Below are 17,183 nucleotides of genomic sequence, written 5' to 3'. Positions count from 1 at the left end.
AGGAGGAAATCACATGCCAAAGCATGGTAAAAAATATTTAGAAGCTGCTAAAAAAGTAGATTCAAAGAAATTGTATTCAGTCGCTGAAGCAATGAAGCTAGTTAAAGAAACTTCATACGCAGGCTTTGATGCTTCAGTTGAAGTTTCATACAATTTAAGTGTCGATCCTAAACAAGCAGATCAACAGATTCGTGGTTCAATTGTTTTGCCTAATGGTACCGGTAAAACGCAAAAAGTGATTGTTTTTGCTGAAGGTGCTCAAGCTGAGCAAGCTAAAGCAGCTGGAGCTGATGAAGTTGGCTCTGATGACTTGGTAGAAAAAGTACAAAACGGTTACTTAGATTTTGATGTTGTTGTTGCTACCCCAACTATGATGGCCAAAGTAGGTCGCTTAGGTAGAGTTTTAGGGCCTAAAGGTTTAATGCCTAACCCTAAGACCGGAACTGTAACAATGGATGTTGAAAAAGCAGTTAAGAATGTTAAGGCTGGTCAAGTAGAATATCGTGTTGACCGTCAAGCTTCGATTCATGCTGCAATTGGCAAAGTTTCATTTACTGATGAACAATTGATTGAAAACTTTGATGCTTTGCGTGACGTTATTTTGCGTGCGCGTCCATCAGCTGCCAAAGGGCAATATGTTAAGAGTGTAGCAGTTGCTGCAACTTTTGGCCCTGGAATTAAATTGGATCCACTAAATTTGGATTAATTTGAATAAATAATAAAGACAACTTTGCCGCTTAGCAAGTTGTCTTTTTTTTACTTAATTTTAAGTAATTATGATTGGTTGATTGCTCAAGTTTTGATAAACTAAAATTGAAATTAAAATGTTTAATTGAGGAATTTATAATGCGAAAAAGTAATTTTGTCCAACTGCTGGCCTGCTGTTTGTTAGTGCCGCTTTTTTTAGTTGGTTGCAGCAAAAACGGTCAAAAAATCACTATAGTTGGTTCTAGTGCCTTGCAACCGCTCATCGAGCAAGCAGGTAATGATTATCATCTGGCTCACCTTAATAGTAATATTGTTGTACAAGGTGGCGGTTCAGGTACTGGCTTGAGCCAGGTTCAAGCAGGAGCAGTTGAAGTGGGTACTTCAGATGTTTTTGCTGAGACACAAAAGGGAATCGATGCCCAAAAATTAAAGGATTACCCTGTAGCAATAGTGGGGATAGTTCCAATTGCTAATAAAGCTGTGGGCATCAAGAATTTGTCAAAAAAACAATTAGCTGATATCTTTACTGGTAAAATAAAAAATTGGCATGAGGTTGGCGGAAAAAATTTACCAATCATTGTAATTAACCGCTCGCGTGGTAGTGGGACAAGGTCAACTTTTGAGGATCTAATACTTAATGGTAAAGATGCAGTCAATTCACAAGAACAAGACTCCAATGGCAGTGTTAAAAAAATTGTTAATTCTACCCCAGGAACAATTTCCTATATTTCCTTTCCTTACGCTAATGATCAAAATATTCAAAAGATAAGTATTAATCATGTTGTGCCTGATAATAAGAATATTCCTTCCAATAAGTGGCCATTATGGTCATATGAACATATGTATACTAAGGGCAAGCCTAATAAAGCAACAGCGGCCTTCATTGATTACGTATTGAGCCCAAAGGTACAAAAAGAAGTAGTACCAAAAATTGGTTATTTAAGTATAAATGAAATGAAAGTTGTTCGTGACAGTCAAAATAAAGTTTCAAAGATAAGGAATTAACTATGGTAAAAAAAGAACAGGATTTGCAAAAGGTTGTTGAAAAAGCAATCTCGGCGCAAAAGGTTCCACATGTTAAATTTAAGGGAATCGATCCCAGAAATATTGATGTAGCACGACTGACTAAGCCATCAAAAGAAACTCGACAAGAACGCTGGGGGAAAGGGTTGACCTTTTTAGCAATTATTTTAATTGTAATTTTAATTATTGCTATTATTGGCTTTGTTGGTAGTCATGGCTTGGCTACTTTTTTCAATGATAAAGTTAATATATTCAAATTTTTATTTTCATCTGATTGGAACCCAAGTGCAGGAAAAGATCATGTCGGGGCAGCGGCGATGATTGTTACTTCTTTTGCAGTAACACTTTTAGCAGCTTTAATTGCCACCCCGTTTTCAGTGGCTGTAGCACTATTTATGACAGAATATGTTTCTCATAAGCGGGCAAATTTATTGCAATCTGTGATTGAACTGTTAGTTGGTATTCCATCTGTTGTTTATGGCTTTTTAGGGTTAACGGTGGTAGTACCGTTGATTAGAACAATTTTTGGTGGTACTGGTTTTGGTATTTTAACTGCAACTTTAGTTTTATTTGTTATGGTTTTGCCAACGATTACTTCACTTACCGTTGACGCTTTTAAAGCGGTGCCCAAAGAGCTACGTAAATCATCAGCAGCTTTAGGAGCAACTAAATGGCAAACTATTTATCATGTTGTCTTACGGGCGGCAAGAAGTAGAATAATGACGGCAATTATATTTGGAATGGCTCGGGCTTTTGGCGAAGCACTAGCTGTACAAATGGCAATTGGGAATGCTGTATTGATGCCGTTTAATTTGGTTAGCCCAGCAGCTACTTTAACTAGTCAATTAACCAGTCAAATGGGTAACACAGTAATGGGAACTTTACCTAATAATGCATTATGGTCATTAGCTTTGTTGTTATTAGTGATGTCTTTATTTTTCAATTTCTTAGTACACTTAATTGGAAAGAAGGGCTAGTGTTATTATGAATTCAAAAAGAAATAATCAAATTACTACCGGAGTAATTTATTTTTTAGTTGCCATCGTAATTTTGTTATTAATTGGTATTATTGGTAATATTATATTTTCAGGGATATCACACTTATCTTGGCAGTTTTTAACCTCCAGTTCTTCTTCTTTTGAAGCTGGGGGAGGAATTAGAGATCAACTGTTTAATTCACTTTATTTGCTACTATTAACTTTAATTATTTCGCTACCAATTGCACTGGGGGCAGCGATTTACCTTGCCGAGTACGCAACCAATAATTGGCTAACGCAATTAATTAGAACTACAATTGAAATTTTGAGTTCTTTACCATCGATAGTTGTTGGCTTATTTGGTTATTTAGTATTTGTAGTGCAATTTGGGTTAGGTTTTTCTATTATTTCTGGTGCGCTTGCCTTAACCTTTTTCAATTTACCAATTTTAACAAGTAATATTGAAGAAGCAATTAAAGGTGTACCGCAGACCCAACGTGAAGCAGGTTGGGCTTTGGGACTATCAAATTGGAAAACTATTCGAGGAATTGTAATTCCTGCCGCTTTACCCGGAATAATCACTGGAGTAATTTTAAGTGCAGGACGTGTTTTTGGTGAAGCAGCAGCTTTAATTTATACAGCAGGTCAAAGTGGCTCGACAGTCGACTATTCAAACTGGAATATGTTCAGCCCAACTAGTTTTTTAAACGTAATGCGTCCCGCTGAAACATTGGCTGTTCATATTTGGAAAGTTAATACAGAAGGAATTATTCCAGATGTAAATGTTGTTTCAGCAGCTACTTCCGCTCTATTAGTAATTGTGGTAATTATATTTAATTTTGGTGCTCGGGCACTAGGTAATTATCTGTATAAACGATTAACTGGGGCTAAGATAAAATAAGGAACTTCTATGGAAAATTGGCAAAATCAACCTAACTATATTAAAACTTTTGATGAAGACGAGTGTGCTATTTATACACAAGATTTGAGTGTATTTTATGGCGGTACAATTCAAAAACTGTTTGATGTTAGTTTGGGCTTTAAAAAAAATACAATCACAGCACTTATTGGTGCTTCAGGATCAGGTAAATCGACATTTTTACGTTCACTTAATCGCATGAATGATCAGGTTGCTAGAGTTGATGGTAGTATAATTTTTCATGATCTTGATGTGAACCAAAAGAAGATTAATGTTTATGAATTACGTAAGACAATTGGAATGGTTTTTCAAAAACCTAATCCTTTTCCCAAATCAATTAAAGATAATATTATCTATGCTTTAAAAGCAAACGGGCAGCATGATAAAGCTACTTTGGAACAATTAGTTGAAGAAAGTTTGCGGGCAGCTGCTCTGTGGGATGAGGTTAAGGATAAATTAGACCAAAGCGCATTAGCCCTTTCTGGTGGACAACAGCAGCGGTTATGTATTGCTCGGGCGATTGCCCTAAAGCCTGAAATTTTGCTTTTGGATGAACCAGCAAGTGCATTAGATCCAGTTTCAACAGCTAAACTAGAGGATACGTTAAAGCAGTTGCAAGAAAAATATACGATGGTTATGGTTACACACAATATGCAGCAGGCATCAAGGATTAGTGAATATACAGCTTTCTTTCATTTAGGCCATGCACTTGAATATGACACCACCTCTAATATTTTTACTAATCCGCAGGGCTCAATCACAGAAAAGTATATTCAAGGTAGTTTTGGCTAAAGGAGCAAGCGTATGAAAAATGTCATGGAAGCACAAGATGTTAAATTGAGCTATGGAAAATATGAAGCCTTACATGGAATAACTTTAAAATTTCCAGCTCAAAAATTAACAGCATTAATTGGTCCATCTGGATGTGGTAAGTCGACTTTCTTACGTTGCTTAAATCGCATGAATGATGATATCGATAATATTAAAATTAGTGGCAAAATTTTGTTAGAAGATAAGGATATTTATCATACTCATCTTGATTTAGTTTCTTTGCGAAAAAAAGTTGGGATGGTTTTTCAACAGCCGACCCCCTTTCCGTTTTCAGTTTTTGATAACGTAGCTTATGGTCTGAGAGTAGCTGGAGTTAAAGATAAAACTGTAATTGAGCAGCGAGTTGAAGAAAGTTTAAAGCAAGCTGCAATTTGGGAAGAAACTAAAGATAATTTACAGCGAAATGCTCAAGAATTTTCTGGTGGGCAGCAACAAAGAATTTGTATTGCTCGTGCTTTGGCGGTTAGACCAGAAGTGGTTTTGCTTGATGAACCGACCTCCGCATTAGATCCAATTTCAAGTGCAGAAATTGAAGAAACTCTAATGGGATTAAAGAAAAAGTACACCTTTATTATGGTGACCCATAACTTGCAACAAGCTAGTCGCGTTTCAGATCAAGTGGCGTTTCTAATGAATGGTGAATTAATTGAATCTGGTTCAACTGAAGCAATGTTTTTGGCACCTAAAAAAGAAATTACTAGTAATTATCTAAATGGTCGGTTCGGTTAATATATAGGAGTAAGTTTTTATGCATGAAATATTTTTAGATGAACTAAAAAAATTAAATACCAGATTTATGGAAATGGGTGTACTAGTTAATGATTTAATTGACAAAGGAACCCGATCATTTGTGGCCCATGATAAAATGATGGCCCAAGAAATGATTGAAGAAGATAAAGAAGTGGCCAAAGAAGCAATTAGAATTGAAAAAAAAGCTTTAGACTTAATGGCCTTGCAGCAACCAGTTGCAACTGATTTTCGGGTAGTAATTAGTATTCTTAAAGCAACTACAGACCTTGAAAGAATTGGTGAGAATGCTAATAGTATAGCGGTAGAGACTGTACGTGTTAAAGGTAATCCGCGTATCTCAGAAGTCGAAGAAATTATTTCACGGATGACTCATCAGGTGCGTTTAATGCTAATTAAGGTTCTGACAGCTTATGTGCAAGAAGATGAAAAGACTGCGCGTGAAATGGTTGAAGGTCATAAAGAAGTTTATGATGATTATAAGAAAGCCCGAAAAATGATTATTGATGGGGTTGAACAAGATCCCAACGTTGCCGTTGCTTCAGCTAGTTATTTTGTGATTATTCGTTTACTTGAAAGAATTAGTGATCACATAGTTAATATTGCCAATTGGGTAATTTATAAGGTTTCTGGCGAATTATTTGAACTAATTGAGAATAAAAATAATTGATAGCTTGCTTTTACAATGCAAGCCTGCTATACTATTGAAAGTAAATTCTACCTAAGACGCGGGTGGTCTAGTGCCTTAATTTCCCGCCGAGGCCAGAAGATGATGAAGATTTTTAAAACTCCATGTCTTGCTTGGCATGGAGTTTTTAGGCCTTATGGAATTTATTAATGAATTTGATGGAGGTGAATTCGTTTGAGTAAAGCTGCTATTGCTGAAAAAGAAAAGTTTGTTAATGCATTTGCTGAAGAACTTAAAGCTGCCAAAGCTGTTTTGGTGATTAATTACCTTGGCTTAACTGTTGAAGAAGTTACTAACATGCGTCAAGAACTTCGTGCTAATGATGTTAAGATGAAGGTTATTAAGAATACTTACTTAAGACGTGCGGCTGCTAAGGCGGGCATTGAAGGTCTTGAAGACACTTTTGTTGGACCAACAGCTGTTGTTTACACTGATAATGCAGATAATATTACTGAGCCTGCTCGAATTGTTGCTAAGTATGAGAAGGACTTTGATGTTATTGACATTAAGGGTGGTGTGCTTGAAGGTAAGATAACTTCTAAAGAAGAAATCCAGGCTCTTGCTGCTATCCCAGGTCGCGAAGGCTTGCTTTCAATGCTTGTTTCTGTATTACAAGCACCTGTGCGCAATTTCGCATATGCTGTTAAAGCTGTTGCTGATTCAAAGGATGAATCTGCAGAATAAATAAAATAATTTTTTTCTAAATATTAAAATTTCGGAGGATACATAAGTATGGCTTTAGATACTGAAAAGATTATTGAAGACTTAAAGAGTGCTTCAATTCTTGAATTAAATGACCTTGTAAAGGCTATTGAAGATGAATTTGGCGTTTCAGCTGCTGCTCCAGTTGCTGTAGCTGGTGCTGCTGGTGAAGCTGAAGCTAAGTCAAGCTATGATGTAGAATTGACTAGTGCAGGCCAAGAAAAGGTTAAGGTTATTAAGGTTGTCCGTGATATTACTGGACTTGGCCTTAAGGACTCAAAAGATCTTGTTGATGGTGCACCTAAGAACGTTAAGGAAGGCGTTTCTGAAGATGAAGCTAACGACATTAAGGCTAAACTTGAAGAAGTTGGCGCTTCTGTAACTTTGAAATAGTTACAGTCCAACTGGACAAGTTAATAAGAAACAGCGTGATCTCAGTGTTTTTGAGATTGCGCTGTTTTTGGTTTTTCAACTGGGCTCCTGTTGTGCTTTTGATGTGATAAGAAATAATTTTGATCCGCCAAGTTTATATATTTATTTTTATGGCTAATAGTTAAGTATGCTAATTTCAGGGTAAGTGAAATAGTAAAATGATAATAGATGATGAGCAAAGAAGTAATGATTGCTTTTTCAAGGTTTGCCTGACTTATTTTTAATCATTAAATTAGTTATATCCGCCAGTAATTTCATTTACTAGTGTATAGATAAAAATAATATATAGTAATATTTTTCAGCTTATCTAGAATATCTAGTGAGGGGCAAATACTGCAATAAATAAGGCCTAGCTAGAAATTTCAAGTTCTAGTTTAAACAATTTAACTTTTGTTTATTAATAATAAAAAACATTCTTTATTTTTTAATTGTGATAAAATATATATGTATATTTATTGTTAAGGGTATGAAACAAATTATTTTGTTAATACAGGTTGACCAAAGATTAAATATATAAAATATAGTAGTTTATAATTTATTAATAATTAAGAACTAATAACTAATAACTTATTAAAGTACAATAATTTTTTATTATTCTTACTATAAATGAACTAGTAGACATGTAGGTAACTATTAAGTAAGAGGAGTTAATTGTGAAAAATAATAAACATCATAAAGCGTTATTATCTGTTTTAGCGACGGCCAGTCTTGGTAGTAGTCTATTTTTGAGTCCCATTGTCCTTAGGGCTAGTGTGGTAAAAAGTTCCAGCCCAATTACAATTTCGACTACTAAACGGGTAAAAGTGATTAAGCAAACCCATGTATATAATAAAAAGGGGCACAAATTAAAGAAGGTCTTAAAGAAGGTCTTAAAGAAGGGTGCAATAATTAAAGTTACTGTTGTTAAAAAAATAAAAGGCAGAAAATACTATTATGTACCAGCATTAAAGAAATATGTTCCGGTAAAAAATGTTGAAATAAAAAAATATAAATTACCAACTAAGATAACTTCACCCAAGCCAAACAAGCCGGTTGATGAAACAAAACCAAATACACCAACGGACGAGCCCAAGCCTAACAAGCCAGCGGATGAAACAAAACCAAATACACCAACGGACGAGCCCAAGCCTAACAAGCCAGCGGATGAAACAAAACCAAATACACCAACGGATGAACCAAAGCCAAATAGGCCAGCGGATGAACCAAAGCCAAATAGGCCAGCGGATGAACCAAAGCCAAATAAGCCAACGGACGAGCCCAAGCCTAACAAGCCAGCGGATGAAACAAAACCAAATACACCAACGGACGAAACAAAGCCAAATAAGCCAGCGGATGAGCCGAAGCCAAATAAGCCAACAGATGAAACAAAGCCAAATAAGCCAGAGGATGAGCCCAAACCCAATAAGCCAGAGGATGAGTCCAAACCCAACAAGCCAGCGGATGAACCAAAGCCAAATAAGCCAGCGGATGAAAATAAACCAACGAGTAAACCGTCAACAATTGCTGATTTTTCGCTAACAGAATTTCGGCAAGAGTTTTTAAAGGTCTTAAACAAGGAAAGAGTGTTGCGTGGTCTTAATCCAGTTAGTGAAGATGCATACTGTGATCAAGTGGTCCAAAATAGGACCCATCTTTTACCAACTAACTTTTCTCATTATGATGAGCACGGAGGATTTATCTTAAACAATTATTTTGACCAAGCTAAAATCAAACGGCATAATACAGAGGAATGTATTGCGATGTTTCCTTGGGGTTGGACCGTTAATCACGATAACAATAAGTTAATTCCATTGGCAACAGGTACTAGTGCGCAAGTGGCTGCTAATATGATTTATGAATATATTTATGATGATGCTGATTCTAATTGGATTCATCGGGATATTTTATTAAAACCTAACGATAAGACAATTGGTATCGGAGCTGTTACTGTAACTGCTAAAGGACAAGTATACTCTGCTATTGGTGTCATTTATTAATACTAGTAGGACTTAAAATAAATATATCTAGCTGTTTTAGCTATAGAATATAGTTTTGATACATGATTCTGTAATAAGCAGAATCATGTATTTTATTTTTAGTAATTTTGATTACTTAATTTAATGGTATACTTTTTAAATTAGTCAGATTTTATTTGAAATTTTTGAAGAAAGAGTAAATAAAACAGACGAAAAACCATACTTATATCGTAATAATCCAAAAGTTGTTGGTCCAGTTCAGCAGATCAGAGCAAACCAATTACACTTATGACTATTTAGCGTTATCAAATTCTTAAGTAGTTTCGTCAACCACAAATGAGTAGTTTCTATATTGAGGGATATTAGGCAAGTCTACTTGATAAAAATTTGAACTACTCTTCTACAAGAAACGACTATATTAAGTGAGGTTGCCACTAAAAAATAGGAACATCAATTGACGACTCAGGCTTAGTGATGCAGTGCCTGTATGCTACTGGAATTGCTCCATCACCTACCGACTCTAATTGGCATGCTGATTTTCAAAAGTATTATTATGCAAAAAGAGTTTTTCCAAGTACTAAAGCAATTAACGTGCATCAACGAAGTTAATTAACATAAAAGTTAAAATTTTATTGATTTAAACTGATTTTTTTATAGGAGCGATTACTAATTCTCTTTGCAAAAAGCCTAATCAACGATAGAATAATTTCAATAAGATTAAAGTTAGAGATGAGTAAGTGATGACTGAGCAAAAAAATCAAATGTATTATGTGGCTAATCCTACTTCGGACCATGATGAGCACATAGTTGACTATCATGTTGCTGGAATAGACCTAAAATTCACCACGGATGCAGGTGTTTTTTCAAAAATGCGGGTCGACTATGGTTCAGGTGCTTTAATTAAGCAGATGGCCCAAGTTTCTTTTCCCGCTAAAGGAATTTTAGATGTCGGAGCAGGTTATGGTCCGTTGGGCCTTTTTGCTGCGAAATTTTGGCCAGAGCAAACTGTGGAGATGATTGATGTCAATGAGCGCGGTTTGGCGCTAGCAAAGAGAAATGCCGCCATGAATCAAATAAGCAATGTGGCAATTTATCAGTCTAATGTTTATGAGAAAATAGCGAATGACAAAAAATTTGGGCTAATTGTGACTAATCCGCCAATTCGTGCTGGTAAAAGTGTTGTTACCAGTATCTTATCGGGTGCTAAAAATCACCTGGTTAAAAATGGCAAAATTCTTGTTGTCATCCAAAAAAAGCAAGGTGAACCTAGTGCACGCAAGCTTTTAAAGGCTACTTTTGGGAATTGCACCATCTTGGACCGAGATAAAGGTTACTACATTTTGCAGGCGGTGAATAATTAATGTCTTTTTCAAGTGAAGAAAAGAAAAAGTACATGCAATTAGCCTTTGAGCAAGCAAATAAAGCGCAAGAAAAAGGTGAAGTTCCTATTGGTGCAATTTTAGTGGATCCAGCTGGTCAAGTTATTGGTAGCGGGTATAATCGGCGCGAACTTGATCAAGATGCTACGCAACATGCTGAAATGATGGCAATTAGGCAGGGATGCACTAAGCTAAACACTTGGCGATTAATCGATTGTAGCTTGTTTGTCACACTAGAACCATGCCCAATGTGTGCTGGGGCAATTATCAATTCCAGAATAAAAAGCGTCTACTTTGGCGCCTTGGATCCTAAAGCTGGTGCGGCAGGCAGTGTGATTGACTTGTTTAGCATTAGTAAATTTAATCATCATCCTCAGGTTATTCGCGGCTTATACCGTGAAGAAGCTAGTCAAATGTTAAAGGATTTTTTCCGAGCAATTCGCCGGAAACAAAAATTAGCCAAAAAAGCTTTAAAAAATGATCAGGAAATCGGAAAAGATTCCGCAAATTAGTGGAAAAATTTAGTAAAATAAGTTATTATACTTTATGGGCAATGTTCGACCTCCAAAGCGTGTCAGGACCGGAAGGTAGCAGCACTAAGGTTGCTTGGACATGTGCCTTTTATTAGACATTTACAAACTCTTAACTCTTTCGAAGAGTTAAGAGTTTTTTACTAGGGAAGATTATCAATGGTTTATCAAGCTTTATACCGCAAATGGCGACCACGAACTTTTGACAGTGTAGTTGGTCAAGCAGATATTACAAATACTTTAAAAAACGCGATTAAGCGTGATACCATTTCGCATGCTTTTCTTTTTGCTGGACCGCGGGGAACAGGGAAAACTTCGTGTGCAAAAATTTTTGCCAAAGCTTTAAATTGTACTAATCTCCAAGATGGCGAGCCCTGCAATGAATGTGCTAATTGTATTGCTGCTGATAAGGGTGCTATGGCTGATATCATGGAAATTGATGCTGCCTCAAATAATGGGGTTGACGAAATTCGTGAGATTCGTGATAAAGTAAAATATGCGCCTACGCAGGGTAAGTATAAGGTATATATTATTGATGAGGTTCACATGTTATCAATGGGGGCATTTAATGCACTATTGAAGACATTGGAAGAGCCACCTGAGCATGTAGTTTTTATTTTGGCAACAACCGAATTGCAAAAAGTTCCTGCTACCATTATTTCTAGAACGCAGCGTTATAATTTTAAACGGATTACTAATCATGATCTTAAGCAACGGATGAAGTATATTCTTGAGCAAGAAAATATCAAATATGAAGATCGAGCTTTAAAGGTGATTGCTCAAGTTGCTGATGGTGGTATGCGGGATGCATTAAGTATCTTAGATCAATTATTAAGTTATGAACAAGATACAGTAAAATATGCTACTGCCTTAGAAATTACAGGTTTTGCTGCTAGAGAAACGATTGAACAAATTTTATTAGCAATTTTAAATAAGGATGCCGTTAAGGCAATAGAACTTGCCCATAAGCAGTTGCAACAGGGTGCCAGCTCAAAAAATATTTTAGATGAGTTAATTGATTTGGCAACTAACTGTTTGTTAGTGCTCAAAACTGGGACTGATAATCATAGTAATTTTTGTAGTGAAACTTTCATTGAGCAAATTAAAGAATTTACAGTAGATAGCTATTTTGATCTGATAGTTTTTGCCAATAATGCTTTGACTAATTTGAGATATACCAATCAGCAACAAATCCCACTTGAAGTATTCATAGTTGAAAGTACTAGTCAAACTAGCTTAGGTGAAGCGAATAGCACTAATTCTGAAAAAAAATTAAGCGAAGAAATTCATGCTTTAAAAGAGCAAATGGTCGTTTTAAAGCAAAAAGTATCTTCCTTAAGTGAGACTACAACTAGCATTAATAGTAGCCGAGTCTACCATATTAATAGTGAAAATAATAGTGTGACGAAAAAGAGCAAGCCAGTCAAAGAAATTAAAAGCGTAAAAAGAGCGAAAAAGAGTGGGCACACTAGCCAACAGAATCGGCAACGGGTTTATCATGTTTTGGAAAATGCGACCAAACATGATTTGCAGACAATTAAAGATGTTTGGGCTGATTTACAGTCGGTTCTAGGTGTTTCACAAAGAGCCGTTCTTGAGGTCCTAGAGCCAGTAGCAGCGAGTTCAGACCAAGTTGTAATGAAATGCAAGTATACCCTTTGGTTTGAAAAAGCAAGTTCAGATGAAGATTTATTACAAATAATAACTAATCAAATTGCCAAGTCGACGCAACATAATTATGAAATTGTTTTAGTCCCAGATAAGGATTGGTTTACTGTTCGCAGTGAATTTTTACAAAGCCATCGGCAAGAGCTGGCAAATAAAAAAAAGCAGACTGCTAGTCCCAAAAATAGTAGTAAAGAATTAAGTGAACTTAAGGATAAAACTGATATTGAAGTTGTTGCCAAAGCCAAAGACTTATTTGGTGAAGCAGTAAATATAAAAGATTAATAAAGGAGAAAAAGATGAGTAAAAGACCTAGTTTTGGTGGAATTGGTGGCATGAATATGCAACAAATGATGAAACAAGCTAAAAAGTTACAAGAGCAAATGACGCAAGAACAACAAAATCTCACTGAGCAAGAATTTACTGGTAGCTCGGTTGATGATTTAGTTGTGGCCACCTTTAGTGGTGATCGCCACTTAAAGGGGATTAAAATTAACAAAGATGCCATTGATCCAGATGATCCAGATATGTTACAAGACTTAGTGATTGATGCAGTTAATAAGGGATTAACAAAAATTGATGAGGCTACACAAGCTAGTTTAGGTAAGTACACGAAGGGTATGATTTAATTGCAATATCCAACACCAATTGCACATTTAATTGATTCTTATATGAAGTTGCCCGGAATTGGTGAAAAAACAGCAATTCGCTTAGCTTTTTATACACTTGATATGCCTGATGATGATGTTCATGATTTTAGTATTGCACTAAATGAAGTTAAAGCAAAATTGCATCGTTGTTCGATTTGCGGCAATATCACAGAGCACGACCCATGTGTAATTTGTAGCAATTCTGAGCGTGAGCAGTCAACGATTATGGTGGTTGAACAACCTAAAGATGTCATGGCTTTTGAAGAAATGGGCGAATATAGCGGTTTATATCATGTTTTACATGGTGTTTTATCGCCAATAGATGGGATTGGTCCAGAAGAAATCAACATTAAATCGCTTATTGTTCGCTTACAAAAACAAGACCAGGTTAAAGAAGTGATTTTAGCCCTAAACTCAACGCCAGAAGGTGAAGCAACAGCGATGTATATTGGAAAGTTAATTAAGCCGGCTGGAATTAAAGTGACACGTTTGGCTGCAGGTCTTGCTGTAGGTAGTGATATTGAGTATGCAAATTCAATTACTTTAAAGCGGGCAGTACAAGGGAGAACATCAATTTAATGTCACAAAATAAAGTTAAAGAATTAGGCGATCAGCGATTAATAACTACTATTGAAAAATTACAAGCCGAAATTGCGGTAGAAAAAAGTTTAGATGCAACAACGCTTGATATGTCAGAAAATAATATAGTTGCAGGGAAAATTTTACTTGCTAAATATGCTTTTTTGTATGACGAGGCACGGCACCGAAACACAAGATTTAGTGGTTTTACCAATGCGATTTCAGAATAAAAAGTCCTTGATTATAGGACTTTTTTATTTTTGTTTAAATTAAAAGTACGTTAGGGTGTTCATATAGAACAAACTCTTGTAGAATAGACTCATGGAGAGTTTTATGAAAAGTTATTTTATCAGTTTTGAGGGGCCAGATGGGGCCGGAAAAAGTACAGTTTTAGAACATGTGGTCGCTAAAATTGCGCCACTCATTAAAACACAATATCTAGTAACACGTGAACCAGGCGGTTCACAAATTGCAGAAAAAATTCGGCAGATCATTTTAGATCCCGACAATGAAAAAATAAGTGCCAAAACGGAAGCGTTGCTATATGCAGCAGCTCGTAGTCAGCATATGGCAGAAACTATCATTCCAGCTCTTAAAGCAGGAAAAATTGTATTTTCGGATCGTTTTGTGGACAGCTCACTTGCATATCAGGGGGTTGGCCGTAATCTGGGAATTTCTGCTATTAAAGAAATTAATGATTTTGCTACTAGTAAAATTGAACCAAATTTAACAATTTTTTTAGATATCGAACCTAAAGTTGGTTTAGCTAGAATTGTAAAAAATCGTTCAATAAAAGTGGATCGCTTAGATCAAGAAGAATTAGTTTTTCATCAAAAAGTTTACCATGGTTACCTGAAACTTATTCAAGAAAATCCTGTACGGATCAAAATAGTTGATGCGCAAAAGCCACTTAATCAAGTGGTACAGGCTTGTGCTAAAATTATTATAAACAGTTTACCAAAAGAATTGTTAAAGGATTAAATATAATGAAACTAATAATTGCAATTGTTCAAAAAGAAGACGCTAATAAGTTACAACATGCCTTTGTTAAGGAAAGTATTCCAGTTACTAAATTATCAACTACCGGGGGTTTTTTAAGCGAAGGAAATACTACGTTTATGATTGGAGTTGATGAGCAACGTGTTAAAAAAGTTTTGCGCATCATTAAGGATGAATCAAAAGCACGCGAAGAGTATATGAACCCTAATATGATGATGACTGGTTTTGATGTGAGCCGGCAACCAGTTAAAATTACTGTGGGCGGTGCAACGTGTTTTGTGTTGTCAGTAGAAGAATTTAAGAAATTTTAAATGCTAGTTGATATTACTAATCCCGCTCAAAAGCAAGTTGCTTTCTTAAGGCGTACTTATGAACAAGGGAAATTAGGCCATAGTTATCTGTTTATAGATATCAATGAACAAGAAGCAGTAAATACAGCCTATTGGCTTGCTTGCTTATCCAATTGCACTGGGATGGAAAAGCCGGATGGAACTTGCAAGAATTGCCAGCAAATCATTTCAGGTAATCATCCTGATGTTTTACTTATTGAACCTGAAAATAAGCAAAGTTTAAGTATTGATCAAATTCGTTTTTTAAAAGAAGAACTAGCTAAGAGCCCAGTTCAGAGCCCTATAAGGTTCTTTTTTATTAATCAAGCTGAAAAATTATCTCTTCCCGCTGCTAATGCGTTGCTTAATTTATTGGAAGAACCGATTGCACCGGTAGTTACAATTTTAATCGCAAATAATGTGAATCAAATCTTGCCAACAATTAAATCGCGCACGCAAATAATCAATTTTGTACCTAATTCACAAAATACTGATAGGAACGAAAAACTAATAGAACAAGGCTTTAGTCAAAATGAGCTTGAAGAACTTGATGATACAACAAATTTAGCAAAGTTGGGCAAATATTTTTACGAAGAAATGGTGGAACAAAATCCACTAGCTTTAGTTAGCGCCCATCAACTTGCTGATACAGTCAAAAGTAGAGCAAAACAAGATTATTTATGGTTTTTATTAAAAGATTTAGCCCAAAAAGATATTGATAGTGGTAATTTGCAGTCAGGTGGCAAAATGCTAAAAGACCTCCTTAAAATAGATCAAATGCGTTGTAGTAATGTTAATTTTCGTAATCTTCTTGATTATCTTGCTTTGCAATGGAAACGGTAGGTGTATAGATGGTGGATTCTTATTCAAAGTTACAACAACTCCATGAATCAATGGTCAGGATGACTAAGACAATTGAGAGTTTAGAAAACAGTATTTTAGATACACTTAAAGAAAATACTGAGCTAAAAGTAGAAAATCAATTACTTCGTGAAAAGATGGATAAACTAAATGCAGCCAATAATGGTTCAATCAAAAATCAAAGTGGTTTAGAATCGTTACGGCAAATTTATAACTCAGGCTATCACATTTGTAATATGTACTATGGCTCGCATCGCGATCCTAGTTCAGATTGCATGTTTTGTTTAGATATTCTCGACAATTTTGGTGAGAAAAAGAAATCACGGTAAAGGATAGATTAGATGCAACGGCAAAGTAGTTATGATAAAGATGAAGGTAAACTTTATTTAGTACCGACTCCTATTGGAAACTTAGAAGATATCACAATCAGAGCAAAAAATATTTTACAAAATGCAGATTATATTGCAGCAGAAGATACAAGAACTAGTGGAATCTTATTAGAAAAAATTGGTGTTCACAATCACATGTTAGCTTTTCATAAATATAATTCACAAGAACGGGCACCAGAATTAGTTAAGATGATGAAAGAAGGAGCAGTAATTGCTGAGATTAGCGATGCCGGTATGCCAGTCATTTCTGATCCAGGTTATATTTTGGTACAGCATTGCATTGAAAATGATATTGCAGTAATCCCTTTGCCTGGGGCATCAGCTTTTACAACAGCTCTAATTGCATCTGGCTTTGATGCACAGCCATTTACATATTATGGCTTTTTGCCACGGAAATTAGGTGAGCAACAGCCATTTTTTAACCAAATGAATGCTGCACATGCAACTTCAATTTTTTATGAAGCACCGCATCGTTTATCTAAAACACTAGCTAATATGAAGACTGTTATTTCACCTGAGCGTAAAATTGTCGTTGCACGTGAATTAACTAAAATTCATGAAGAATTTATACGTGGTACACTTGAAGAAGTGACCAATTATTTTAAGCAAAATACTCCTCGAGGAGAATTTGTGATTTTGATATCGCCAAATTCTGACCAGCTCCAATCATTAACATGGCCTGAGTTAATTGAATTAGTAGATAGACAAGTTAGTCAAGGTGAAAGCAAAAAATCAGCTATTAAGCAAGTTGCAACCACAAATAATGTATCTAAAAACGAATTATATGAGCGTTACCATCAAGAAAAATTATAGGTAGATC

21 protein-coding genes, 1 other RNA gene and 1 other annotated feature are annotated in these 17,183 nt (G+C 35.6%); all 22 genes read left to right on the top strand.

Translation table 11 applies throughout. The features are described from left to right. Window positions 1-13: 13 nt before the first annotated feature. The 22 genes from rplA to rsmI all read left to right on the top strand — a co-directional run bounded on the left by rplA (window position 14) and on the right by rsmI (window position 17,176). Window positions 14-706 carry a 50S ribosomal protein L1 gene (gene rplA / locus F5ESL0237_RS05595; RefSeq protein ID WP_090093808.1) on the top strand — a complete coding sequence of 231 codons (693 nt, stop codon included), beginning with the start codon at window positions 14-16 and terminating at the stop codon, window positions 704-706. A gap of 140 nt (window positions 707-846) precedes the next feature. Then, entirely contained in the window at window positions 847-1,713 is an 867-nt protein-coding gene (locus F5ESL0237_RS05590) for a phosphate ABC transporter substrate-binding protein (RefSeq protein WP_122022085.1), read from the top strand. A gap of 2 nt (window positions 1,714-1,715) precedes the next feature. Then, on the top strand, window positions 1,716-2,708 hold the full coding sequence (gene pstC / locus F5ESL0237_RS05585; protein ID WP_122022084.1) for a phosphate ABC transporter permease subunit PstC: 993 nt from the start codon (window positions 1,716-1,718) through the stop codon (window positions 2,706-2,708). A 7-nt stretch (window positions 2,709-2,715) separates the two neighbouring features. After that, window positions 2,716-3,609: a phosphate ABC transporter permease PstA gene (pstA, locus tag F5ESL0237_RS05580; protein WP_122024867.1), complete on the top strand. Its 894-nt coding sequence runs from the start codon at window positions 2,716-2,718 to the stop codon at window positions 3,607-3,609. Between the two features lie 9 nt (window positions 3,610-3,618). Next, window positions 3,619-4,419 (top strand): phosphate ABC transporter ATP-binding protein PstB, encoded by an 801-nt coding sequence (pstB, locus tag F5ESL0237_RS05575; protein WP_122024866.1) that lies wholly within the window; start codon window positions 3,619-3,621, stop codon window positions 4,417-4,419. Window positions 4,420-4,431: 12 nt separating this feature from the next. Next, the gene (gene pstB, locus F5ESL0237_RS05570) at window positions 4,432-5,187 is read left to right on the top strand and encodes a phosphate ABC transporter ATP-binding protein PstB (protein WP_122022082.1); all 756 of its coding nucleotides are present in this window, start codon (window positions 4,432-4,434) and stop codon (window positions 5,185-5,187) included. Window positions 5,188-5,206: 19 nt separating this feature from the next. Next, on the top strand, window positions 5,207-5,875 hold the full coding sequence (phoU, locus tag F5ESL0237_RS05565; protein ID WP_122024865.1) for a phosphate signaling complex protein PhoU: 669 nt from the start codon (window positions 5,207-5,209) through the stop codon (window positions 5,873-5,875). Between the two features lie 32 nt (window positions 5,876-5,907). Continuing rightward, window positions 5,908-6,033 (top strand) — a sequence feature (ribosomal protein L10 leader region). 34 nt (window positions 6,034-6,067) lie between these two features. Next, complete coding sequence (gene rplJ / locus F5ESL0237_RS05560) at window positions 6,068-6,577, top strand: 50S ribosomal protein L10 (RefSeq protein WP_118895930.1); 510 nt, start codon at window positions 6,068-6,070, stop codon at window positions 6,575-6,577. Window positions 6,578-6,625: 48 nt separating this feature from the next. After that, window positions 6,626-6,988 carry a 50S ribosomal protein L7/L12 gene (gene rplL / locus F5ESL0237_RS05555; RefSeq protein ID WP_090093824.1) on the top strand — a complete coding sequence of 121 codons (363 nt, stop codon included), beginning with the start codon at window positions 6,626-6,628 and terminating at the stop codon, window positions 6,986-6,988. A gap of 692 nt (window positions 6,989-7,680) precedes the next feature. Further along, the gene (locus F5ESL0237_RS05550) at window positions 7,681-9,003 is read left to right on the top strand and encodes an SLAP domain-containing protein (RefSeq protein WP_122024864.1); all 1,323 of its coding nucleotides are present in this window, start codon (window positions 7,681-7,683) and stop codon (window positions 9,001-9,003) included. A gap of 719 nt (window positions 9,004-9,722) precedes the next feature. Next, window positions 9,723-10,343, top strand: coding sequence for a class I SAM-dependent methyltransferase (locus F5ESL0237_RS05545; protein ID WP_122022079.1), 621 nt, complete (start codon window positions 9,723-9,725; stop codon window positions 10,341-10,343). After that, on the top strand, window positions 10,343-10,873 hold the full coding sequence (gene tadA / locus F5ESL0237_RS05540) for a tRNA adenosine(34) deaminase TadA (protein WP_122022078.1): 531 nt from the start codon (window positions 10,343-10,345) through the stop codon (window positions 10,871-10,873). Before F5ESL0237_RS05545 ends, tadA begins: the two co-directional genes overlap by 1 nt. Window positions 10,874-10,901: 28 nt before the next feature. Further along, an RNA gene (gene ffs / locus F5ESL0237_RS05535) (signal recognition particle sRNA small type) lies at window positions 10,902-10,995 on the top strand. A gap of 55 nt (window positions 10,996-11,050) precedes the next feature. After that, entirely contained in the window at window positions 11,051-12,841 is a 1,791-nt protein-coding gene (dnaX, locus tag F5ESL0237_RS05530; RefSeq protein WP_122022077.1) for a DNA polymerase III subunit gamma/tau, read from the top strand. A gap of 14 nt (window positions 12,842-12,855) precedes the next feature. Continuing rightward, window positions 12,856-13,185: a YbaB/EbfC family nucleoid-associated protein gene (locus F5ESL0237_RS05525; protein ID WP_090093831.1), complete on the top strand. Its 330-nt coding sequence runs from the start codon at window positions 12,856-12,858 to the stop codon at window positions 13,183-13,185. Beyond that, window positions 13,186-13,785: a recombination mediator RecR gene (recR, locus tag F5ESL0237_RS05520; RefSeq protein ID WP_118895926.1), complete on the top strand. Its 600-nt coding sequence runs from the start codon at window positions 13,186-13,188 to the stop codon at window positions 13,783-13,785. It abuts the gene before it with no gap. After that, complete coding sequence (locus F5ESL0237_RS05515) at window positions 13,785-14,015, top strand: YaaL family protein (protein WP_090093835.1); 231 nt, start codon at window positions 13,785-13,787, stop codon at window positions 14,013-14,015. Before recR ends, F5ESL0237_RS05515 begins: the two co-directional genes overlap by 1 nt. A 103-nt stretch (window positions 14,016-14,118) precedes the next feature. After that, window positions 14,119-14,766, top strand: coding sequence for a dTMP kinase (gene tmk, locus F5ESL0237_RS05510; protein ID WP_122022076.1), 648 nt, complete (start codon window positions 14,119-14,121; stop codon window positions 14,764-14,766). A 5-nt stretch (window positions 14,767-14,771) separates the two neighbouring features. Then, window positions 14,772-15,095 (top strand): cyclic-di-AMP receptor, encoded by a 324-nt coding sequence (locus F5ESL0237_RS05505; protein WP_118895924.1) that lies wholly within the window; start codon window positions 14,772-14,774, stop codon window positions 15,093-15,095. Further along, a complete protein-coding gene (locus F5ESL0237_RS05500; protein WP_122022075.1) occupies window positions 15,096-15,956 on the top strand; it encodes a DNA polymerase III subunit delta in 861 nt (286 codons plus the stop codon). It abuts the gene before it with no gap. 11 nt (window positions 15,957-15,967) lie between these two features. Then, window positions 15,968-16,303, top strand: coding sequence for a DNA replication initiation control protein YabA (yabA, locus tag F5ESL0237_RS05495; protein WP_090093887.1), 336 nt, complete (start codon window positions 15,968-15,970; stop codon window positions 16,301-16,303). A gap of 12 nt (window positions 16,304-16,315) precedes the next feature. Continuing rightward, window positions 16,316-17,176 carry a 16S rRNA (cytidine(1402)-2'-O)-methyltransferase gene (gene rsmI, locus F5ESL0237_RS05490; RefSeq protein WP_122024863.1) on the top strand — a complete coding sequence of 287 codons (861 nt, stop codon included), beginning with the start codon at window positions 16,316-16,318 and terminating at the stop codon, window positions 17,174-17,176. Window positions 17,177-17,183 lie beyond the last annotated feature (7 nt).

Source organism: Lactobacillus sp. ESL0237 (assembly GCF_003692985.1).
GTDB classification, from domain to species: domain Bacteria; phylum Bacillota; class Bacilli; order Lactobacillales; family Lactobacillaceae; genus Lactobacillus; species Lactobacillus bombicola.
This window is presented reverse-complemented; position numbering and strand designations above follow the sequence as displayed.

What these genes read in the sequence shown, in the direction of transcription:
- pstA (WP_122024867.1), top strand. Translation starts at nt 2,716, where the DNA reads ATGAATTCAAAAAGAAATAATCAAATTACTACCGGAGTAATTTATTTT.
- F5ESL0237_RS05515 (WP_090093835.1), top strand. Translation starts at nt 13,785, where the DNA reads ATGTCACAAAATAAAGTTAAAGAATTAGGCGATCAGCGATTAATAACT.
- pstB (WP_122022082.1), top strand. Translation starts at nt 4,432, where the DNA reads ATGAAAAATGTCATGGAAGCACAAGATGTTAAATTGAGCTATGGAAAA.
- pstC (WP_122022084.1), top strand. Translation starts at nt 1,716, where the DNA reads ATGGTAAAAAAAGAACAGGATTTGCAAAAGGTTGTTGAAAAAGCAATC.
- F5ESL0237_RS05500 (WP_122022075.1), top strand. Translation starts at nt 15,096, where the DNA reads ATGCTAGTTGATATTACTAATCCCGCTCAAAAGCAAGTTGCTTTCTTA.
- tadA (WP_122022078.1), top strand. Translation starts at nt 10,343, where the DNA reads ATGTCTTTTTCAAGTGAAGAAAAGAAAAAGTACATGCAATTAGCCTTT.
- F5ESL0237_RS05590 (WP_122022085.1), top strand. Translation starts at nt 847, where the DNA reads ATGCGAAAAAGTAATTTTGTCCAACTGCTGGCCTGCTGTTTGTTAGTG.
- pstB (WP_122024866.1), top strand. Translation starts at nt 3,619, where the DNA reads ATGGAAAATTGGCAAAATCAACCTAACTATATTAAAACTTTTGATGAA.
- F5ESL0237_RS05505 (WP_118895924.1), top strand. Translation starts at nt 14,772, where the DNA reads ATGAAACTAATAATTGCAATTGTTCAAAAAGAAGACGCTAATAAGTTA.
- F5ESL0237_RS05525 (WP_090093831.1), top strand. Translation starts at nt 12,856, where the DNA reads ATGAGTAAAAGACCTAGTTTTGGTGGAATTGGTGGCATGAATATGCAA.
- rplL (WP_090093824.1), top strand. Translation starts at nt 6,626, where the DNA reads ATGGCTTTAGATACTGAAAAGATTATTGAAGACTTAAAGAGTGCTTCA.
- F5ESL0237_RS05545 (WP_122022079.1), top strand. Translation starts at nt 9,723, where the DNA reads ATGACTGAGCAAAAAAATCAAATGTATTATGTGGCTAATCCTACTTCG.
- phoU (WP_122024865.1), top strand. Translation starts at nt 5,207, where the DNA reads ATGCATGAAATATTTTTAGATGAACTAAAAAAATTAAATACCAGATTT.
- rsmI (WP_122024863.1), top strand. Translation starts at nt 16,316, where the DNA reads ATGCAACGGCAAAGTAGTTATGATAAAGATGAAGGTAAACTTTATTTA.
- dnaX (WP_122022077.1), top strand. Translation starts at nt 11,051, where the DNA reads ATGGTTTATCAAGCTTTATACCGCAAATGGCGACCACGAACTTTTGAC.
- tmk (WP_122022076.1), top strand. Translation starts at nt 14,119, where the DNA reads ATGAAAAGTTATTTTATCAGTTTTGAGGGGCCAGATGGGGCCGGAAAA.
- rplA (WP_090093808.1), top strand. Translation starts at nt 14, where the DNA reads ATGCCAAAGCATGGTAAAAAATATTTAGAAGCTGCTAAAAAAGTAGAT.